17 protein-coding genes and 1 pseudogene are annotated in these 19,453 nt (G+C 34.6%); 1 reads left to right on the top strand and 17 read right to left on the bottom strand.

Annotation, left to right across the window (positions count from 1 at the left end; all coding sequences use genetic code 11):
- Positions 1-74 precede the first annotated feature (74 nt).
- Positions 75-2,363, bottom strand: coding sequence for a DNA helicase (locus tag CVU84_06890; GenBank protein ID PKM95042.1), 2,289 nt, complete (start codon positions 2,361-2,363; stop codon positions 75-77).
- A gap of 56 nt (positions 2,364-2,419) precedes the next feature.
- Positions 2,420-2,620 carry a DNA-binding protein gene (locus CVU84_06885; protein ID PKM95041.1) on the bottom strand — a complete coding sequence of 67 codons (201 nt, stop codon included), beginning with the start codon at positions 2,618-2,620 and terminating at the stop codon, positions 2,420-2,422.
- A 419-nt stretch (positions 2,621-3,039) separates the two neighbouring features.
- Between CVU84_06885 and CVU84_06880 the strand changes: the two genes are divergently transcribed.
- A complete protein-coding gene (locus CVU84_06880) occupies positions 3,040-4,719 on the top strand; it encodes a ribonuclease J (GenBank protein PKM95040.1) in 1,680 nt (559 codons plus the stop codon).
- Positions 4,720-4,887: 168 nt separating this feature from the next.
- Here CVU84_06880 and CVU84_06875 read toward each other — a convergent pair whose 3' ends face one another.
- From CVU84_06875 to CVU84_06805, 15 genes and pseudogenes are all read right to left on the bottom strand, one after another.
- Entirely contained in the window at positions 4,888-5,841 is a 954-nt protein-coding gene (locus CVU84_06875; protein PKM95039.1) for a hypothetical protein, read from the bottom strand.
- An 83-nt stretch (positions 5,842-5,924) separates the two neighbouring features.
- Positions 5,925-6,623: a hypothetical protein gene (locus tag CVU84_06870; GenBank protein ID PKM95038.1), complete on the bottom strand. Its 699-nt coding sequence runs from the start codon at positions 6,621-6,623 to the stop codon at positions 5,925-5,927.
- Between the two features lie 261 nt (positions 6,624-6,884).
- Positions 6,885-7,100, bottom strand: a pseudogene (locus tag CVU84_06865) (amino acid ABC transporter ATP-binding protein).
- 81 nt (positions 7,101-7,181) lie between these two features.
- The gene (locus CVU84_06860; GenBank protein PKM95037.1) at positions 7,182-7,970 is read right to left on the bottom strand and encodes a hypothetical protein; all 789 of its coding nucleotides are present in this window, start codon (positions 7,968-7,970) and stop codon (positions 7,182-7,184) included.
- A 411-nt stretch (positions 7,971-8,381) separates the two neighbouring features.
- Positions 8,382-9,092, bottom strand: coding sequence for a DNA-binding response regulator (locus tag CVU84_06855; GenBank protein ID PKM95036.1), 711 nt, complete (start codon positions 9,090-9,092; stop codon positions 8,382-8,384).
- 10 nt (positions 9,093-9,102) lie between these two features.
- Positions 9,103-10,536 carry a sensor histidine kinase gene (locus CVU84_06850; protein PKM95035.1) on the bottom strand — a complete coding sequence of 478 codons (1,434 nt, stop codon included), beginning with the start codon at positions 10,534-10,536 and terminating at the stop codon, positions 9,103-9,105.
- A 583-nt stretch (positions 10,537-11,119) separates the two neighbouring features.
- On the bottom strand, positions 11,120-11,551 hold the full coding sequence (locus tag CVU84_06845; protein ID PKM95034.1) for a hypothetical protein: 432 nt from the start codon (positions 11,549-11,551) through the stop codon (positions 11,120-11,122).
- 206 nt (positions 11,552-11,757) lie between these two features.
- On the bottom strand, positions 11,758-13,203 hold the full coding sequence (locus CVU84_06840; GenBank protein PKM95033.1) for a recombinase: 1,446 nt from the start codon (positions 13,201-13,203) through the stop codon (positions 11,758-11,760).
- Positions 13,160-13,372: a hypothetical protein gene (locus CVU84_06835; GenBank protein ID PKM95032.1), complete on the bottom strand. Its 213-nt coding sequence runs from the start codon at positions 13,370-13,372 to the stop codon at positions 13,160-13,162. The genes CVU84_06840 and CVU84_06835 overlap by 44 nt, the downstream gene beginning before the upstream one ends.
- A 23-nt stretch (positions 13,373-13,395) precedes the next feature.
- Positions 13,396-13,641 carry a hypothetical protein gene (locus CVU84_06830; GenBank protein ID PKM95031.1) on the bottom strand — a complete coding sequence of 82 codons (246 nt, stop codon included), beginning with the start codon at positions 13,639-13,641 and terminating at the stop codon, positions 13,396-13,398.
- 16 nt (positions 13,642-13,657) lie between these two features.
- Positions 13,658-14,278, bottom strand: a complete 621-nt coding sequence (locus CVU84_06825; GenBank protein PKM95030.1) for a hypothetical protein — start codon at positions 14,276-14,278, stop codon at positions 13,658-13,660.
- The gene (locus CVU84_06820) at positions 14,218-14,787 is read right to left on the bottom strand and encodes a hypothetical protein (GenBank protein ID PKM95029.1); all 570 of its coding nucleotides are present in this window, start codon (positions 14,785-14,787) and stop codon (positions 14,218-14,220) included. Before CVU84_06820 ends, CVU84_06825 begins: the two co-directional genes overlap by 61 nt.
- 286 nt (positions 14,788-15,073) lie before the next feature.
- Entirely contained in the window at positions 15,074-15,475 is a 402-nt protein-coding gene (locus CVU84_06815; GenBank protein ID PKM95028.1) for a hypothetical protein, read from the bottom strand.
- A gap of 687 nt (positions 15,476-16,162) precedes the next feature.
- Positions 16,163-18,727 carry a hypothetical protein gene (locus CVU84_06810; protein ID PKM95027.1) on the bottom strand — a complete coding sequence of 855 codons (2,565 nt, stop codon included), beginning with the start codon at positions 18,725-18,727 and terminating at the stop codon, positions 16,163-16,165.
- Entirely contained in the window at positions 18,728-19,399 is a 672-nt protein-coding gene (locus CVU84_06805) for a hypothetical protein (GenBank protein ID PKM95026.1), read from the bottom strand.
- Between the last annotated feature and the right edge of the window lie 54 nt (positions 19,400-19,453).

Raw genomic sequence — 19,453 nt, 5'->3', positions numbered from 1 at the left:
GAGTACATTGCTGAATCAGCATGTTTAATGGTGCTCATTAAGCGGTTTATATTGTTAATAACAATTTTACTATTTTAATCTAATTGTAAAATGTGCCCTTTTTTATAGCAGATAATCAAACGATGAAGAGCTCTTGTCATGGCTACATAAAGAAGTTTTATATCCATCGAATCCATAGTATATTTATTTTTTAGTGCAACTATAATGACAGCATCAAATTCCAATCCCTTAGCTAAATAGGAAGGTACTAAAATAATACCTGCTCCATAAGACTCTTGGTTTTCTTCAAGTATGGTAACATCTTTAACAGCTCTACTCTCTAGACTTTTTCTGATTATTTGACATTCTTCTGTTGTTTTACAGATGATGGCTATTGAACTGTAATTTTTTTCTTGCAATACATCTAATTGATCTTTTACCGTATCTAATAATGCTTTCTCATCGTCAAAACTTTCTATATATGGCTGCGTTCCATGACGAATAACAGGTATAGCTAAGTCAACCGGTTCGTCTAAATATTGAATGACTTTATTGGCAAGGTTCATAATTTCAATTGTGGTACGGTAACTCTGAACCAATGTCATATAATTACAGGTCGTATCCGGAAAAACTTCTTTAATCATTTTGTCCCATGAACGAATACCTCTATACGCATAGATGCCTTGAGATAGATCTCCCAAAAGGGTAAACATGTTTGTATTGAAAATCTTTTTTAAGGTAATCAATTGAAATGTGCTATAGTCCTGAGCTTCATCAATTACGACATTTTTGATATTGAGCTTTTGGTCGAATCCAAAAAGCGCATATCTTAAATAAACCAATGCTGTATAATCTTCTAAATCTAATACTTTATGACTTATTTTTTGCTTCGTATGCTGTGTTAGATAAAGAGCTTTTTGATCAGATAAACGTCCATAGTGGAGGATTTTCTTTTCCTCAGCGAATAGATCTGAGTAATACTCAAATAGCTTTTTTTGTGGCAATTGTTTGATATATTTTTTGACAACTGTAGTCACATCTCTTTTCAAACTCTTTAGTTTCTCATCTCGTTCGTCCATTAGGTTTACTAACTTTAATTGTCGTTCTTCTGAATTTTCAACAGAGCTCCGAAGGTATTCTAACTTTTTATCGTATTGCGCTTCTACACTTTTTAGAATTTTATCTTTAGAATTTTTTATTTTGAGTTTTAGATTTTTTTGTATTTCATCAATCCTTTTATGAAATGGAAGGAAAAATAAATCCTTCAAAAAGATTTGTTCTATTTCTTCTGAAGTCATGATTACATGTTCTTGTAAACAAAAATCGATGTTCGGAATAAAACTTTTTTCAATGTCTTCTAAATATCGATCGATCATTTCTTTACATTCGATAGACCCTTTATAGGACAGCAGCCATCTTAGTAAGGCTTCATCATCATCTTTTTGTTTTTGTATGAATCGTTTCATATTCATAACAAGGCTTTCTTGTTTATATACAGTTCCAATCAGCTCTGTCATCAAATCAACAAAGGTCGTTTGCTTAACTTCTTCTACTCCAAGTTCTGGTAGCACATTAGAAATATAACTGACAAACATTTTATTTGGTGCAATAACGATAAAATTATCAGGATCAAATGTTTCTTCATACGTGTAAATTAAGTAGGCTAATCGATGAAGCGCAATTGTCGTCTTCCCACTACCTGCAACACCTTGAACAATGAGTGGTTTTGCCAACTCTGCTCTTATGATGTTATTTTGCTCTAATTGTATTGTTGAGGCAATATCTTTTAACTTATCATCAGCAGTAGCTTCTAAAGATGCCTGTAAAAAACTATCATTTGTAGTGATGTCCACATCTATGAAATGAATAAGTTCTTGGTTGTCTATTGTAAACTGTCTTTTTAACAAAAGATCCACTGATTGCTCCCCTATAACTGTTTCATAGGTTACATTTCCCAGTCTACCGTCATAATAAACAGATGCAAGCGGTGACCTCCAGTCGAGAATAAGAGGATGCTTATCTTCTTTTCTAAGTAATGATGTTTTCCCAATATAAAAAGTGTGAATTTCCCCACTACTTTCATCTTGGAACTTAATATCAATCCTTGAAAAATAAGGTTTCTTAATGGACTTTTTATAGCTATTATGATTTTTCATAGCTACTTCCATATAATTTGTATTCATAATGATTTCGATATAACTATTACTACTATCTAGATAATCTAAGTTAACAAACGCTTCTTTTATATTATCCTTATAAGTCAGCATATTAGCCTCTGTTGTTTCTATCACTTCACTCATATAATCAATTGTATATTTGAGATTATTTACCTCGTGTTTATAATCTTTATGTTTTATAATTGCCATGACTTTCCCTTTCATCATTCTATGTTGTAATTCTATTTTTGACCAATTAACTCTTTAGGATAATGCTAATAAGCTTATATGCGTTCTCCCTTTTTTAATTGTTCAATTAAGTTCACAAGATCTTCTCTTTTCACACGCCAATGTCGTCCTATTTTAAAACCAGGTATTTTACCTTCCTGTACAAATTTATATGTTGTAATTTCACTGATTTTTAAATATTCAGCGACCTCAGCAATTGTCATAATTTCATCTTGATTTGAATGATTTGAATTCATTTGACTGTTTACCCTCCTAAGATTAAGCTGTTCCTAATTATTACTCAGCATGAAGTATACAGTATTATTTATAATTAATCAATGCTTATTATGGCTGAATATAACTCAACATCATAAACACCATAAAAAAAGTTGACATAATTGTTGCCAAAGAAAGTTATTTAGTTTATAATGCATATATTTATGAATATATAGCGTTGCACAGCTTGAAAATTTCCAAGCATTACAAAATATGCTATAATATAAATAGTTGTATGTTTCGTGGATTTAGCATACCAATACGGTAACGATTATGAAAAAAAGATTTAACCGTTTTTCTAGTTAGCGTTTAATATACAGTTAAAAAGTATTCATTTCAAAAAAGATACAAACTAAAATGACAAGATAAAGCGCAAAATGCGCAGAAAGGAAGGCTTTAAATGAAAGAAAGAAAAGATTTAAATGATAAGAAAGTTAAGATTATTCCACTTGGAGGACTGGAAAAAATCGGCATGAACATTACTGCTTTTGAATATGAAGACAGTATTATTGTTGTAGATTGTGGCATATCTTTTCCCGAAGACGATATGCTTGGCATAGATTTAGTGATCCCGGATGTTTCCTATTTAATGGACAATATTACTAAGGTAAAAGGGTTTTTTATTACGCATGGACATGAAGATCATATTGGAGCATTGCCCTATGTATTGAAAGATTTGAATGTACCAGTATATGCCACTCAGTTAACACAAGGATTAATCGATCTAAAATTAAAGGAACATAATTTATTAGATAAAACAAAAAGAAAAGTGGTAAAGCACGGGCAATATATAACCCTTGGTGCTTTTCAAATAGAGTTTATAAAAACCAATCATAGTATTGCAGATGCGTCAGCTTTAGCAATTTATTCACCTGCGGGAATTATCATTCATACAGGGGATTTTAAAATAGACTATACACCTTTATTTGGAGATACGATAGATTTGCCAAGGTTTGCTGAACTTGGTAAAAGGGGTGTTTTAGCTCTTATGTGTGATAGTACGAATGCACAACGACCAGGATTTACGGTGTCCGAAAAATTAGTAGCACGTACTTTTGATACTCTTTTTTCAGAAAATAATACAAACAGAATGATTGTTGCTACCTTTGCTTCTAATGTGGATCGGGTTCAGCAAATTATTAATACTGCATTTAAATTTGAAAGAAAGGTAGTCATTCAAGGTAGGAGTATGGTGAATGTTATTAATGTTGCTTCTGAACTAGGATATATCAAAATACCAGAGGATACTATCATTGAAGTTGAACAAATGAAGAATTATCCAGATCAAAAACTAGTCCTCATTACAACAGGTAGTCAGGGAGAATCTATGGCAGCACTTTCGAGAATGGCAGATTCTACTCATAGGAGTATTTCTATTAACCCTGGAGATAAAATTGTTTTTAGTTCAACTCCAATACCAGGCAATGAGAAAGCCATTTCGAAAGTGATCAATGAGTTATCTATGAAAGGTGCGGAAGTTATTTATCAAGATACGCATGTTTCTGGTCACGCTTGCCAAGAAGAATTAAAACTCATTTATTCATTGGTTAAACCACAATATGTAATTCCTGTTCACGGAGAATTCAAGCACCTTAAAGCACAAGAAAAACTAGCAGAATCTATGGGAATAGAAAAGAAAAACATTTTCGTATTAAAGGCTGGAAACGTATTGGAATTATCAGAAAAAAAAGGTGGAATTGTGGGACAAGTCAAAGCAAGAGAAATCTTTGTAGATGGTCTAGGTGTTGGTGATGTTGGTAATATCGTTATTAGAGATAGACAAATCTTATCAGAAAACGGGTTAATTATAGTAATTGTTGGAATTGAAAAATCGAGTAATCGAGTTGTTTCCGGGCCAGACGTTGTCTCTAGAGGGTTTGTTTATGTGAGGGAATCCGATGAATTAATGTTAAAAGTCAAGCAAGTAGCTAGAAAAAGTGTTGAGAAATGTGTTGAGAAAAACACATTGGATTGGAGTAAGATTAAGAATACGATAAAAGATGATATGAGTGAATTTTTATGGAAAGAGATCAAAAGAAATCCATTAATTATGCCTATAATAATGGACGTCAATAGATAAAATAACTGCAATATGCATATCATTAGCTATATATTTAAAGATCAACAAAAATTGTATCAGTAAATGGATTCGGTGAAGTTGCTGCAGCTAATGCGCCTGTCTTTCTTTCATGCGGATTAACTGCAAGCTCTCCTACTTTCCTAGCGTATAAATGGCATATTAAAGATCCTAATATTTAATAAAGAGAAATAGTGCTAGAATATAGGCCGCATAACCACTCAGAAGTAGAAATGCTTGAATACGATTAATACGTTTTGTTATAATCGTTGGAACAACAAGTATGCTTCCTAAAACGAGTGCGACTGGTATATCAATTAAAAAGATATTCGGTTGTATGATCAGTGGTCGAATACTGGCGGATAAACCAATGACCATAGCGATATTTAATATGTTAGCACCTAAAACATTTCCAAGAGCAAGTTCGTCGTGTCCTTTAACTAACGCAGTTATTGCTGTCGTTAATTCAGGAAGTGATGTGCCTAAAGCAATCATAGACAAGCTGATCACTGCTTCTGGTACACCCCAACTATTTGCAATTTTTACACCATAAGTAACTAAAAGATTTGCCCCTATAAGAATAAGACCCACACCAAATACAAATAGAAGAAAATGTTTGCTGGCTTCTTTCTTAGAATATTTTGAAGGTATTCTTACCTTTCTTTTTTTTGATCTTTTATACTTCACTATTGCTAAATTAAATATTATATAGACAATAAGCAACAGGAGTAATCCAAGACCAGATAGATGGTCTATATAACCTTTCCTAGCAGACAACCAAAAAAAACAGATATACCCTAGCATCATCAAACCTTTATATTTAAAAATACGTGAATCAATACGATTGGGTCTTATTAAATGGTATAAGCCCAGAATTAAACCCGTATTGCATATAATGGAACCTATAGCATTACCGATTGCTACTGAGGGATAGTTTTGTAATGTTGCTAGAATAGATACCGTAGTTTCAGGAGAAGTAGTAGCTAAACTTACAATCGTAGCACCAATAAGTACTTCAGGTAATCCTGTTAGCCTAGCAAACCATGTAGCTTCATCTACAAAAAAATCTCCTCCTTTAATCATAAATATGAGGCCTAGAGCAAAAAGAATATAGGATATGAGCATTTGTAATACCACGCTATTATGTAATTACAATATACTTATGTCTAGATAGCGTTGTTTATACATTAGGCAATAACATGATATATCTATTGGATTTCACTGCCTTTTGCCTTTGAAGCAGTTGTTTCTATAGAGTAAATACCATAGATAACTACAAGAGCTGCTATTGCAATGGAGATCAAATTAGAGATTATTGTTGGGATATAATCTACAATAAATTTATCCTCTAATACCATTATGAGGGAGGTATATGCAAGGACTGCAATGCCCAAATAGACAATAATATTATACTTCTTCATTAAGTATTCAATGATACAACAACCAAAAAGCAAAATTGGGAGACTAAGTACAAGGGCTAAAATGATAATGGATATTTTACCATTAGCGGTAACTGTAATAGCTAACAAATTTTCAAAACTCATGCCCATATCTGCTAGTACAGTATATATCAGTGCTTTCCAAATAGTAATTAAGGGCTGCTTCTTGGTCTCGGAAATCGAATTAGTATGGTCTTGAGTTCTTAGTAGATTCCAAGTAATGACGAGCAAAATGATACCACCTATAAGACGGACGGGAAGCCAGCTAATCATAAAAATATTAATTAATAATGTGGAAATGAATATTTTAAGTACTATACCAATGCTCATGCTTATTAAAGATATTCTTTTTGCCATTTTATCTGGAAAGTCTTTTACAGATAATGCGATTATACTGATGTTATCTATGCTAAGTAGTAGATTGAAAAGCATAACGCGTAATAAATCTATAAAAAATGTCACAATCATGTTTTGATAACTCCATCGAGTTTTTATATAGTATATTCACGGAGTATTTAGAGGGTGCCGCGCTCCATTTTTGCTATTGTAATTTGCAATTTAACCATTATCTAAATATACAGTACGGTATACAATAACCAATATCCCCAGTATTTATAGGCGTTTCAATAGACAACATGTCTCCACATGCGTGGAGTGGGAGTAGCAGACATTTGTACTGCCTTAATGACCCGAATCATATTTATAATGATAGAAACAATTATTAATTATTTATAATACTTTTGATAAAAATTCTTTGGTTCTGGCGTTTTTAGGACGTAAGAAGATTTCCTCCGGTATGTTTTCTTCCAGAATCTTTCCTTCATCCATAAATAAAACTCTTGTAGCAACTTCTTTTGCAAATCCCATTTCATGAGTTACGATAACTTGCTTAATAAGGTCTAGAACCTTACCTACCATTTCCGGGTCAAGTGAAGAGGTTGGCTCGAACCCTCGTGGTTTTAGTCCTTTTGCTTCTATCATTCTTAATTGTTAAAGAAATAGGTCGACACCTGCACATAGCACCATCTATAAAAATAGCGGTATTAAAAAGGTTAACAATATGTAAAACATTCCTGCCATTGCTACAAATAAAACTAACGGGATTTTTCTGCCTGCAAAACTATTAGTTAACGCCCCTTTCTTTGGACATACAACAATGCAGTTTTGGCAGTTAAAACATTCAGCCGATATTACCTTCTTCATTTTATGCACCTCTATATTTGAGGGACATATCTTTGTACATAACGTGCAATTGATGCACTTATCTTCGCATCGGACGATACCACTGGGGCTAAACCGACCTGCAACTCCGGCGATTGCACCCTGTATGCAGATATATTTGCAGAAGAAATTATCAATAAAGAATGAGCCAATAATTGTTACAAACATCAACATTATACTTATCCAGGCTAATCCAGGCAATATTATGCTATATTGCTCAAACACATCGTCAACACTGACTAGTAGCAGAAACTTGCCGCTTGCAATGGATAATGCTACAATACCTGTAAGTATGATGTATTTCGCTGCTCTAAGATATTTATCGAGTGTTGCAGGAACTGTGACCCTTTTTTTTAATAGCTTGAATCCTATATATCCAATAACCCTTTGCAGCGCCCCCACCATGCACAAAAAACCACAAAAGCTTCTTTTGAAGATAATGGCAAACAAAATAAATATTATTAGAACTGCCATAATGCTAAATTGAACTGCATTTTCGAAAGTCTCCTCAATAAGGTAACTAAAAACAATCGGGAATATTATTAGAAAAAAAGGAATGGTCGTTTTTGCTAATTTCTTAGTATTAATATTCATTACATGACCTCCGTATATTTGGTTTGGTTTACATCTACCGATTTCAGTATAGTTGTTGCAATCAGCATGCTGGGTGATAATCCATATGGGGCTTTTGGTTGCCAGAAAGGTTTTATCCCGATATCCGTTTCATTTATTGCAGGATAATACCAATCTGTAGTAATTAAAATCTTCACAAAAATACCTCCTGTTTATTTATGTGATAATAATATCAAATCACATTAAACAAACAGGAGGTAAAAATTAAACAAATCCTAAACTCTTTCTTTTTCAATTTAATTAATAATTATAATTTGCTACTCTAACAAGCATTTCGAGCTTTTACTGCTATCTTCCTTATTTTTTTTCAAGAGGATACTTATCGAAGCCTCTATCTTCCATTGAATAACCTGATAACCATATAATTTTATCTTATCTATTCAACCGGTATCCCGCACCCCATACTGTCTCTAAGATTTTTGGGGTTTTACTGTCATCCTCAATTTTTTCACGAATACGATTGATATGCACCATAACCGTCGCGCTATCCCCAACATAATCATATCCCCATATTTTTTCAAACAATTGTTCCTTCGAGAAAACAATATTAGGATTTTCAGCCATAAATTTTAATAATTGAAATTCTCGGTTAGGAAAACGAATTTCTTGCTCACCCTTATAGACCTTCCATCCATGCAGAAGAACTCGAATATTACCTATTAGTATCTCATCGCCCTTCTCATCCAACTCTATCTGATTGGCTTCTGTTAATCGACTATACTGTCTTATATTTGCATTTACTCTTGCTACAAGCTCAGCGGGATCAAAAGGTTTAGCAATATAATCATCTGCACCAAGTCCCAGACCACGAATTTTATCAACAGATTCCGTCCTTGCCGTTACCATGAGAATCGGAATATTAAGTTCACCTCTTATCTCTTTGCATATCTCATAACCATTCTTCCCGGGAAGCATAAGATCCAGTAGTATTAAGTCAAATTTTTCCACATGCAGAAGTGGAAGTACTTTATCTCCATCACTTACAATGAATGTTTCAAACCCACTAGCTTCCAGATAAGCCTGTTCTATCATACTGATATCATCATCGTCTTCGACAATTAGAATTCTATATTTTGCATTCATCTAAATCACCTCATTCATACAAAATTGGTAGTCTTATTCGAATAGTAAGACCGTTGCTGTTTTCTGCATCAACTGAGCCTCCCATAGCATCCACTAGATATTTTACAATATAAAGACCTAGACCATTCCCTTCTTTTATATTCCTTGACTCATCACCTCGAAAAAACTGTTCAAAAATATGGGGAATCTTATCTTCTGAAACTCCACAGCCATTATCAGAGATCTCAAGAACTACATATGCATGTTCTTCAAAAATATTAATGGTAATTTCAAGCTTATCTGTTTCTGCATATTTTTTACTGTTTTCCAGTATATTATCAAGTATTCGTTTCATTTGTTCTCGGTCAACATTTGAAAACAAACCTTTTTTTACATCTTTTATTTTAATTTTTATAGATTCATTCTCTATCAATAATTCGTATCTTTTCACATAGGCTTCCAGATACTCACTCCACTCTGTCTTTTCAAAAAACAGTGGCATATTACCTGTTTCAAGTTTTGAGAAATAAAATAACCTTTCCAAGAGCCGATCCATTTCTATCGTTCGTCTATAAGCTGTATCAAGAAATTTTTCTCTTGATTCAGGTGTTGTAGCAACCCCATCCTTGAGACCTTTTATTGTTCCTCTAATTGCCGTTAATGGAGTCCTTAAGTCATGAGAAATTCCCGCCACCATTTCAACTCTCACCTTTTCATAAGACTCCTTTTCCGCATTAGCTTCCGTTATATGTTCCTGCATTTCATTAAATGCGTCACAGACATATTCAAATTCAATATCTCCCTTGTATTTAACAGGTTCAGAAAAATTTCCTTCTTTCATTCTTTTTGCTCCTTCTGACAATGCATCTAAAGGATTTGTGATATGTTCTATAAGTCTCTTAGTAAAAATCTGACTAATTATGAGTAAGGCACCTATGCAAAATATACCATCAATCAGCAATAGTATAAGCATAGTAGTCAAACTATTTTTTCGAGACCAGAATTCATGATATTCTCCTGCAATTGCAAACACTTTTATTTTCTCATTCGTATCATTTTGTGTTAGCACAGTCATATAGTCTTGTACATAAATATGCACCTTTCCATCTGTTTCCAAATAATCTCCAATTTCATTTATAAGCTCACTCACAGGAAAATCAGTATTTGAGTAAATCACTTCACTATCTATTTCAACGCAAATAGAAAATCCATACCTATTCAGTTTTGTTGCAAGATTGTTTATCGCCTCTTCTTTTGGGGATGGATTCCAATCTGTCAGGATATTTCTTATTTGTTCGGTATTATCTGCTAACTCAGACGAACCAATCATGCTCTTTTTATATGTGCTCTCATATAAATTTATTACAAACATATTAACGAAAAGAAATAGACTTAAAGTTACAAGTACCATTCTGGTATTAGAAATAAAAATTCTGCGTTTCACAGTCTGCTTTTCCTTATTCATCGTCCTCCTCCTCGTAATAGGTGTCACAGAGAAAATCGTCAATGTTTCTTCCCTGTGAAACACACTCTTTTAACTTTCTTCTTTTTCTGTTGATAACTTGTTATTAAAATTATTATACAACATGATTCCTGAGATAACATTAAAAATAAATCCATTTTCAAAACTCCACAGACAATTTTTTAATGTTCATCTGTAAAACCTTCTTTCTTAATTTTTCTCACATAATTACCTCCGTTTGTTTTTGAAATTGTTTATTGTTATGTTGATATTACCAAGCTTAACTCACGTGGATAAATAATAAATGGAAAAGTATTAAACAAATCCTAAACAAAAGTTTAACAATCATCTATTTCCTTTCATCTGTTAGTATACAATTTCGTTATCAAAAATACAGGAAGGTATGAAAGTCATGAAGGGGTTTAAGATGTATAGACAAATAAGACAGCTGAAAGAACTTGGTTTTTCCAAATCCAAAACAGCTAAACAACTAAATATCAATCGAGAAACCGCTACTCGATATTGAGATATGTCAGTAGATGAATTCGAAAGCCAGTTTTCTTCACTAATCTGCCGATTAAATTAGCTAAAAAGTCCGATATTCTAATTCCCATTGACTCTTTTGAATCAATATTGAATACCTTATACTTATTTCTTTTTTTGCTGTCGCGTATGTTTGTTCATCGTTGTCAATAAAGATCTTTACATCATACGCATTAATGTTCAAATCATCTAAAAACAAATCAAACCCCTCGAAAATATTATCATACTCCCAAAGATATTTCTCTTTTCGATTTTCTTTTAACTTTACTGAGTTCAAAACATCTCTCATGCTAATAAGTGCAATTCTCTCATATTTCTTTTTCTTCACATTATCTGTGTTATCAATTACACTACTTAGCATATTTATTAGTTCTTCTTTTATTTCCTCAGGTTCATAATCATATGAAAAGAGTTTATTAAAAAACGTTGGTCTTCTATATGTCTGATATTGCTCGATCATGAAACGATTCATCATAAAAAAATTTCCACTTCCCCATATTCTCCTCCTTCTTAAAACTTGCGTTCTCATCCCACTTTTCACCAATATATCACAAATTTCACTAATATAAAAAGCCTTCCATTCAATGAAAGACTTAATATAATCTTCTTAATTTTGCTCGCGATATAGCAGTACCACCGTCTCCACATGGGTGGAGTATTTTTTGAGACAGATTCTCGGCACTATATCGTGCCGATGAATCTGTAATAAATATCAATTCGTTGTGTACGTTTCCCATTAATCTTCTCTACTTGATGAATGACAATCTTGTCTATGAGTTCCTCGAGCAATGGAGCAGTTAGCTCTGTGATTTCGGCATACTTCCTGATTAGCTTGGTGAACTGGGAAGAATTCAAGTTCTGAATCTCTATCTCCGCCAATTGCTCATCTAGATTTTCAAGTGTTTCCTTTAAATCACTTTGCTCTTTTTCATAACTCTTAGTCAAAGTCATAAACCGTTCATCAGAGATTTTACCCAATACATTGTCTTCATAAAGCCTTTTGATGATTAGATCAAGCTCTACAAATCGTTTGTTGCTTTTGGCTCTTTCCATGGTCATCTTCTTGACCTTGGTATTTTGCCTTTGCTGATTGGCTTTCGTCAGATACTGAATAAACTCCTCATCACCAAGCTTTGCTAGTTTCACTTGCTTCCTAATATCATCCACCACCAGTTCATACAAGTGATCATACCTTGTGTAGTGATAGGTACAGGCATCTTTGCCATTCCTTTTTGCATTGGAACAAGCATAGAAGGCATGGGGATTCTTCTCTGACCTTGGATTGGTAAAAGCCATACTCTTTCCACAAGTATCACATTTTAGTAATCCTGTGAATATATGTACCTGACCGGTTTTATCTTTCTTCTTTTTGACTTTCACCATTTTACCTGCTATTTCAAAAGTAGAAGTATCAACCAACGGTTCATGAGTGTTCTCAACAACGATTTGGTTTTCAATGGGTATATCAATTCGTTTCTTAATCTTGTAGGACCGAGTGACGTTTTTATGATTGACCATATGACCTAAATAAACTGGATTCTTCACTATTTTTACGACACTAGATTCATGCCACTTATAGGGATTAATAAGTTCTTCAAGAACTTTTCTTCCTTCTTTGATATCATCATAGCATCTTGGCTTTAATACCTTATTCTTCAAGAAATACTTGGTTATTGAATAAGGACTATGCCCTGATACAATCATTTCAAAGATTGCTTTAGCATGAACAGAAGTAATTTCATCTGGAATCAGTCTATTCTTATTATTTTGATCTTTCTGGTAACCATAGGGCGGTTTACTACCAATGAATTCTCCGTTCTGTGATTTAGTAACAAAAGAAGACCTTATCTTCTTGGAGATATCCTTGGCATAGTACTCATTCACAATGCTTTTGAAAGGCATAATCTCATTGTCGCCACAGAAGGTATCAATACCGTCGTTGACCGCAATGTACCTTACATCATTTTCAGGGAAGAAGATTTCCGTGTAATGGGCTATCAATGCATTGTTTCTACCAAGCCTTGATAAATCCTTGGTAAGTATGACATTAATGCGCCCTTGCTCTATATCATGCATCATACGCTTAAATTCTGGTCTTTCCAAAGGTTGTACCACTGTAACCGTCATCTACATACTCATCATAGATCGAGAAGCCATTCTCACTGGCATATCTTCTTAACATTTGCTTTTGTGTCTGAATACTATTGCTTTCGCTTTCCGTCCCGTCGTCTCTGGATAACCTACAATAAACTGCCGCTGCATAGTCTTGTTGTAAATTTCTATATTCTAATTGCATATAAATCCTTTCCAACAGCAATATCAGCGACTGTAAATATTGCTGTTACCATTATAACCTAAACATGACGGTTTTTCATCTGTTTTATGAGTTTCCGTATTCACTGCTTCACGATTGATGGCGTGAAGTATTGATTCTTCAAGGGTGCTAGTCCCTAAATAATGTGAAGTCACAAGATAGAGATTATTTTCAATCTTAGTTTCACTTTGCTTTGTTATTGCTTGATTTTCTTTAGTTTCAATTGGCTGTTGTTTATATGAATTCTCCATCTTGCAACCTCCTTTCCTACATTTCTAATTCTTCTTCATCCATATATTGTTGTCTTAACAATTCATACTGTCTTTCACGGCTTTTTTCTTCCAGCAACACCTCTAATGCTGTTTCTACGGTCATCAATAGATACGGTTGTTTGTTTGATTTATGATTATCTGGCATTGTTTTATTTGGTGTATAAACGCCACCTTTTTTCAGTTCTTTGATGGCCTTTTTCAGCGCTTCACCTTCTAGTGCTGATAGTGGTATATGATGAAGGTACTTTCTTTCAAAATCACTCTTATCCTCATAGTCCAGTAAATCAACCGCAAGTAGTACAGCCTCATACATCAATCTTGGATTATTGTGAGCATCCCTGAAGGTTAAGTCATTATACCGAATGACATTATTCATGTTTTCTTTGGTGAAATCCCCATAAGCCAGTAACTTGTCACTGCCGCATTTTTTGCCGTCATTTAATGTAAATAAAACCTTATTTGAAAGAAAGTTAGCTTCAATACCTTCGGTATTGAGATAATGAATAAATTCTTCTCTGGTATTACTTTTTCCAATGACTTCAGCAATCGTTTCAACTAGGCTTCTCTTCCAACTGCCACCAGAAAAATTCGCTCGATTTTCACCATACTCTTCCAACCGTTGCCTTTTTCTATGACGGACAGACCATAATCACGACATTGCTGATCTGATTTATCCTTCAACAACTGAAGGTCTTTCTTTGACTGCTGCCATTTCAGACCGGTCTTATAATTCACTGAATTCAGCACTATATGGTTATGGATATGCTGCCGATCCGTATGGGTTGCTACAACGCCTTGAAAGCCATCAAAAGTTGCCAACAACATCTGCCCGATTTCACTGGCTGTCTCACCGGTCAAATCATCAGACAAACTAAAGGATTGAATGATATGGACATACTGCCGTCCTTTTATCTGCTGATATTCCTGCTTTACCATGTGCATTTGTTCATAGGCACTTTCCAACAAGCAATCCTTAGCTGATATCAATCTTCCTTTTTCAGTTTTATCAGGGTTCTGGATATAATCTACAACCGCTTTTAAACCGTATGGCTTACCTGCCTTTACACTTTGCATTTTAATAATTGCCATTAGATCACTTACCTTCCAAAGCAGACTTGGCAGCATCTACAAACTCAACAAATTGTTTCTTGATGTGATCAAGATTAGGATTATGAATATGACCCAAGCGAAGCATGACAGTCACCTGATTCAGGTTGTTGCCAATGGCATTCAGCTCAGTAATCATCTCACGCAAACCATCAATGACCTTAATGTCTTTTCCAGTGCGGACACTCGAACATATTCGGATAACATCATCTTTGCCTTAACTGCCTTTTTTCTTATGTGTTCATTCTCCTGCTGTGTCACTTTAAATCCAATATATTCATCTCTCATAATCTTCACCTTCCTTTCAAAGTTCCAATTCCTCATCATCTAGCGACGCTTGTACTTGCTTTGAATAGCCCAATCGGATATCAATACTTTCAAGTGCCAACAGATAATTGTCAGCATCTAAACCTGATAATAGATCAATAGGTGTTGTCATATCATCTTGATAACCGTTGTACAGGTTATAGGCAAGCCTAATCAATGCTCTGGAACTACTGTAAAAATCAACTCTACTGTCCAGCAAACAATCCAGTTCAATCTGGTGATTCTTAAAATCATAGATAAAGTCAGATTTTGCATACAGATCAGCATTACCAGACAGATTATAGAAAAGAGAAATTCTTTCTTTATCCTTGGGATGTGTTCCATCCCTCTGAATTAATTCCATTAACTTGTTTTCATGTTCCGCGTTCAAAAATCCCATGTCTGCACACTCCTTATTTTGCAAATTAACCAGTTAAGTAAAACTCCTCTTACTTATAAGCCGAAAAACAGGGGTAGGTGGACGAACTTTTTGACAATTTGTAATGAAACTGTAATATTTCTATTCGTCGCTTTGTATTACATTTTTAAAATGACATCCGTCTTCTCATGCATTAAACCGATTTAAAAGTGTGAGCAACGTGGTTTATGCACAAAAACACCCCTCTACTTCTTAAGGCAAAATAAAGGGGTGCTGTCCAAGTTTTTCCGCACATTTTTATATGAATGTTAAATATTTTCAAGCAAAAAAAGCCCTCTACTCAGACGCCGAATAGAGGGTTTGTGAAAAACTATTTATTCATTTTTTTATTTTTGATGACAAAATTCTTTTGATTTTTCTTGCGAAGCAAGGGACTAGAAGCACTTTTCAGAATAAAAAGTTTAACTTCTAGGTAGCTTGTCTCTGACCGAAGTCAGAGAAAACAATTATTTTGTTACGCTGTCAACTCTCAATTTGTGTGGCTGACAAATTCATTTATGATACGGTTCACCATGTATTTGTAAGACCAAAATAAATTGATAGATAATGTATTTCCATATAGCCGTAAGTGAATACTTCACTCTATTTTTACAATAAAGGCGTAGAAAAAGCAGTGTGTATTCGCCACTACTCCTTATTGATCTTCTATTATTCTAATAACTCAATAACACCTGATTCACCATTGACTCTTACGTGTTGACCATCTTTAAGCACATCCATCGCTGCAGAAATCCCAACTACTGCTGGAATCCCATATTCTCTTGCAACAATTCCACCATGACTCATTGGTCCACCATACTCCATAATCAGTGCACCTGCTGTGGCAAAAAGTGGTGTCCAGGATGGATTGGTGCTTTCGGTCACCATAATCTCCCCTTCTTTTAGGGTATGATTCAGAGGATCATATACCACCTTTATCACACCTTCGTATACACCCGCAGATAACGGTAATCCAACTAATGTATTGGCACCTGGCGTTACTTTCGTTGTTGAATAGTACGTGTGCCCATTGTTCAATAACATTCTAGGTATGCTTTTTCTGTTCATTTCTTTGTTGTATGCCTCTTTGGCTTTAATTACAAGCTCTTTAAGGTTAACACCTCTAAAGATTTCGTCATGACGTAGATAGAATACATCTTCTGGGTAGTCTAACTTACCTTCTTCAACTAGCCGTTGACCAATAACTTGAACTGATTTTCTAGCAAGTTCTATAAACCTTACTATATCTGATTTAGGATATTCTCTCATAGCCGCACCATATCGATAGTTGATCATATACGTTCTGAATTTTTCTGCTCGATTTTTGCCAATGATAGATGATAACTTCTCCGCCACTTCCTCAATCATATCTTCAGCTTCTTGTCGTTTATCTTTATGGTCTTGTAGATTACGTTCAAACATATCATCCACCATATAACTCTTAACTAAGTCTAATAGATAGGTAGGATCTTCACGCCATCTTACTGTACCAAAGTCTAATTCTATGTTGGCACGATGTCCATAATCTTTAACTAGATCTTGAAAGTCAGGGTCATCAACTGAGGGTTCAATACCCTTAACTGTGCAGGATTTAGCGTATTCATTCAGTCGTATTGTCATTGTTTGTGTAAAGCATCCTGGCAATGACTGAGCCAATGTTTCCACCTTATAGGTATTACCAAAATGCTTCTTCAGTATCTTCTCAATCTTGATATAATTGTTTACATCAATACAATAAAATGCTTCTACTTGAGATAACTTAAATGCTTCTACAAGAGCTTTATTTGCAAATTCTAGCCTTTCCTCGGTTGTGTCAGCTCGTTCATAATCTTTAACAATCTTAGCAAACCAGCGGTCCCCTTCAAGCTTCATAGCATCATAACGTTGGCTGTTTGGTATTTTACCAATAGCCCTCATCTTAGATGTAATGGATAAACCATATTTAACAAAGCCCAGTGGTAGCTTAAATCGTATGCCTTGTTTTCTCAGCTGTCTGCCATAATCCTCAATCAGCTGTAACATGACACCTTTAAGAGGCAAGTCATTACCGGAGAACGCATTTGCAAATTGTTTTGCTACTAGACTATTAGATAAAAGATAGGACATGTCCACGTATATTCTTTGACCTGAGTAAGCAACAAAACTATTTGTTAAGGGCTTCTTCTTTCTAGCAGTCATAACGTTAATAATCGTTGGAAACATCTGACTCATCAAATCAAAACCAAGTGGTGTAAAAGGTTCTCTCACACCAAGTAATACTGTACTAGCACTCATATAAGGTCTTAGTTTCCCATCGTGAACTAGATTCTCAATAGGATATAAAGTTGTGATATCTCTAGACTGTACTACATATAGCACCCCTTCTTCGTCAATGGCAAACTCCATGTCTTGAGGTGTTCCAAAATAGTTCTCTGCTTCATCACATACCTTAAGTAAACGTTCAAGTTGAGTTTTGTTCAATGACGTTATGTTTGATACTTCCCTTGATAACTCAACTTTCTCTATACCTTCCTGTCCATATCTATATTGAATCAATTTATCTTGAATCTGCTCATCAATCACTTCACCAGTCACTCGGTCAACCACATATTGATCTGGATTTACTTCACCACTAACTATCGCTTCTCCAAGTCCCCAAGAAGCATTCACCACCATTTGATTGCGTAGACCATTTATAGGATTGGCTGTGAACACGACCCCTGAAATATGGCTATTGACCATCTCTTGGACAACAACGCCATGGCTAAAATCTCTCGTAATGCCTTGTCTATCTCTGTAATCCATGGCGCGTACATGCCATAGTGATTGCCAGCATAAGATTACTTTCTCTAGCAAATCCTCTTCAGTAACATTCAGATATGAACTATACTGACCTGCAAAACTCATACCCGGTAAATCTTCTGCTGTTGAGCTACTTCTAACGGCAACTCTACCACTTTCGATTAATGCAAATCCATGTTTAATCTGTGCTATAAGTTCTTCTGATGTTTTATCAATATTGAACCGACTCTGAATTTGACTTGATTTTTCTTTGATCGATATATCTTGTGCCATAATCTCATTGATTAACTTACCCAGTTGGTTGTCCTCTATATATTGATCATAACTAGATGAAAGGATAACAAAGCCATTGGGTACATTTAATCCAGTCTGGTACATTTTGGCCAAGTTGGCACCTTTACCACCAACTAATTGAAAATCCTCTTCTCGTATTTCCTCAAACCACTTAATCATCTATTTCACCTTACCTTCCATTTGCTCCTTCATTGAAGCGAGAAAAGAATCTGCCATCGCTCTTAACTGAATGGTATTTTTCTCTAAGCCAAGTTGATGATTAATCAATTGTTCATTAAACACCAATGTTTCAAAATAGTCTTCCTCTGTAAGATTCTTACGAAACAGGACATATCTAGTCATCTGTTGGAATCTAATGACTTCTCTTGCCCATAATGCAGCCAACGCTTTAGGTGATGTTACATCAAAGACCCCCAGTTTATTACCTTGTTCAATCAATGCCTTAAAGTATCTAGCCGTTTCTTTCTCAAATGCCTCACCCATTTTTTTTAATAAGATATGGTTGTCTTTAAATGTATAGAGGTTCCTGATCTTATCCCAATCTTTGACAGATTCAACTTTCATTGCGTTCAATCGATAGTAAGATTCCACAAATTTCTCTATCACCGTCAACGTCCGATCTGCAAGTATACCATCATATTGAACTCTAATCATGTCAATATAATTGAATGTAATGGTCTCAAGAATTTCCTCTTTTGACTTAAAATGATGATAGAAACCACCTTTAGAAGCACCAGCTTTCTCAATAATCTCTGCTACTGACGTATGCTCGTATCCTTTTAATCCAAATAATTCATAAGCTGCATCTACAATCTTATCTTTTAATGTCATACAATCACCTATTCTTAGTTTGAATTCACGAAGACCGACGGTCGGTCTGTTGTG

Source organism: Firmicutes bacterium HGW-Firmicutes-1 (assembly GCA_002841625.1).
GTDB lineage: Bacteria > Bacillota > Clostridia > Lachnospirales > Vallitaleaceae > HGW-1.
The sequence above is the reverse complement of the archived record's forward strand: the minus strand, read 5'-3'. Positions and strand labels throughout refer to the sequence as shown.

What these genes read in the sequence shown, in the direction of transcription:
- CVU84_06890 (PKM95042.1), bottom strand. Translation starts at nt 2,363, where the DNA reads ATGATGAAAGGGAAAGTCATGGCAATTATAAAACATAAAGATTATAAA.
- CVU84_06885 (PKM95041.1), bottom strand. Translation starts at nt 2,620, where the DNA reads ATGAATTCAAATCATTCAAATCAAGATGAAATTATGACAATTGCTGAG.
- CVU84_06880 (PKM95040.1), top strand. Translation starts at nt 3,040, where the DNA reads ATGAAAGAAAGAAAAGATTTAAATGATAAGAAAGTTAAGATTATTCCA.
- CVU84_06875 (PKM95039.1), bottom strand. Translation starts at nt 5,841, where the DNA reads ATGCTCATATCCTATATTCTTTTTGCTCTAGGCCTCATATTTATGATT.
- CVU84_06870 (PKM95038.1), bottom strand. Translation starts at nt 6,623, where the DNA reads ATGATTGTGACATTTTTTATAGATTTATTACGCGTTATGCTTTTCAAT.
- CVU84_06860 (PKM95037.1), bottom strand. Translation starts at nt 7,970, where the DNA reads ATGAATATTAATACTAAGAAATTAGCAAAAACGACCATTCCTTTTTTT.
- CVU84_06855 (PKM95036.1), bottom strand. Translation starts at nt 9,092, where the DNA reads ATGAATGCAAAATATAGAATTCTAATTGTCGAAGACGATGATGATATC.
- CVU84_06850 (PKM95035.1), bottom strand. Translation starts at nt 10,536, where the DNA reads ATGAATAAGGAAAAGCAGACTGTGAAACGCAGAATTTTTATTTCTAAT.
- CVU84_06845 (PKM95034.1), bottom strand. Translation starts at nt 11,551, where the DNA reads ATGATGAATCGTTTCATGATCGAGCAATATCAGACATATAGAAGACCA.
- CVU84_06840 (PKM95033.1), bottom strand. Translation starts at nt 13,203, where the DNA reads ATGACGGTTACAGTGGTACAACCTTTGGAAAGACCAGAATTTAAGCGT.
- CVU84_06835 (PKM95032.1), bottom strand. Translation starts at nt 13,372, where the DNA reads ATGCAATTAGAATATAGAAATTTACAACAAGACTATGCAGCGGCAGTT.
- CVU84_06830 (PKM95031.1), bottom strand. Translation starts at nt 13,641, where the DNA reads ATGGAGAATTCATATAAACAACAGCCAATTGAAACTAAAGAAAATCAA.
- CVU84_06820 (PKM95029.1), bottom strand. Translation starts at nt 14,787, where the DNA reads ATGCTGCCAAGTCTGCTTTGGAAGGTAAGTGATCTAATGGCAATTATT.
- CVU84_06815 (PKM95028.1), bottom strand. Translation starts at nt 15,475, where the DNA reads ATGGGATTTTTGAACGCGGAACATGAAAACAAGTTAATGGAATTAATT.
- CVU84_06810 (PKM95027.1), bottom strand. Translation starts at nt 18,727, where the DNA reads ATGATTAAGTGGTTTGAGGAAATACGAGAAGAGGATTTTCAATTAGTT.
- CVU84_06805 (PKM95026.1), bottom strand. Translation starts at nt 19,399, where the DNA reads ATGACATTAAAAGATAAGATTGTAGATGCAGCTTATGAATTATTTGGA.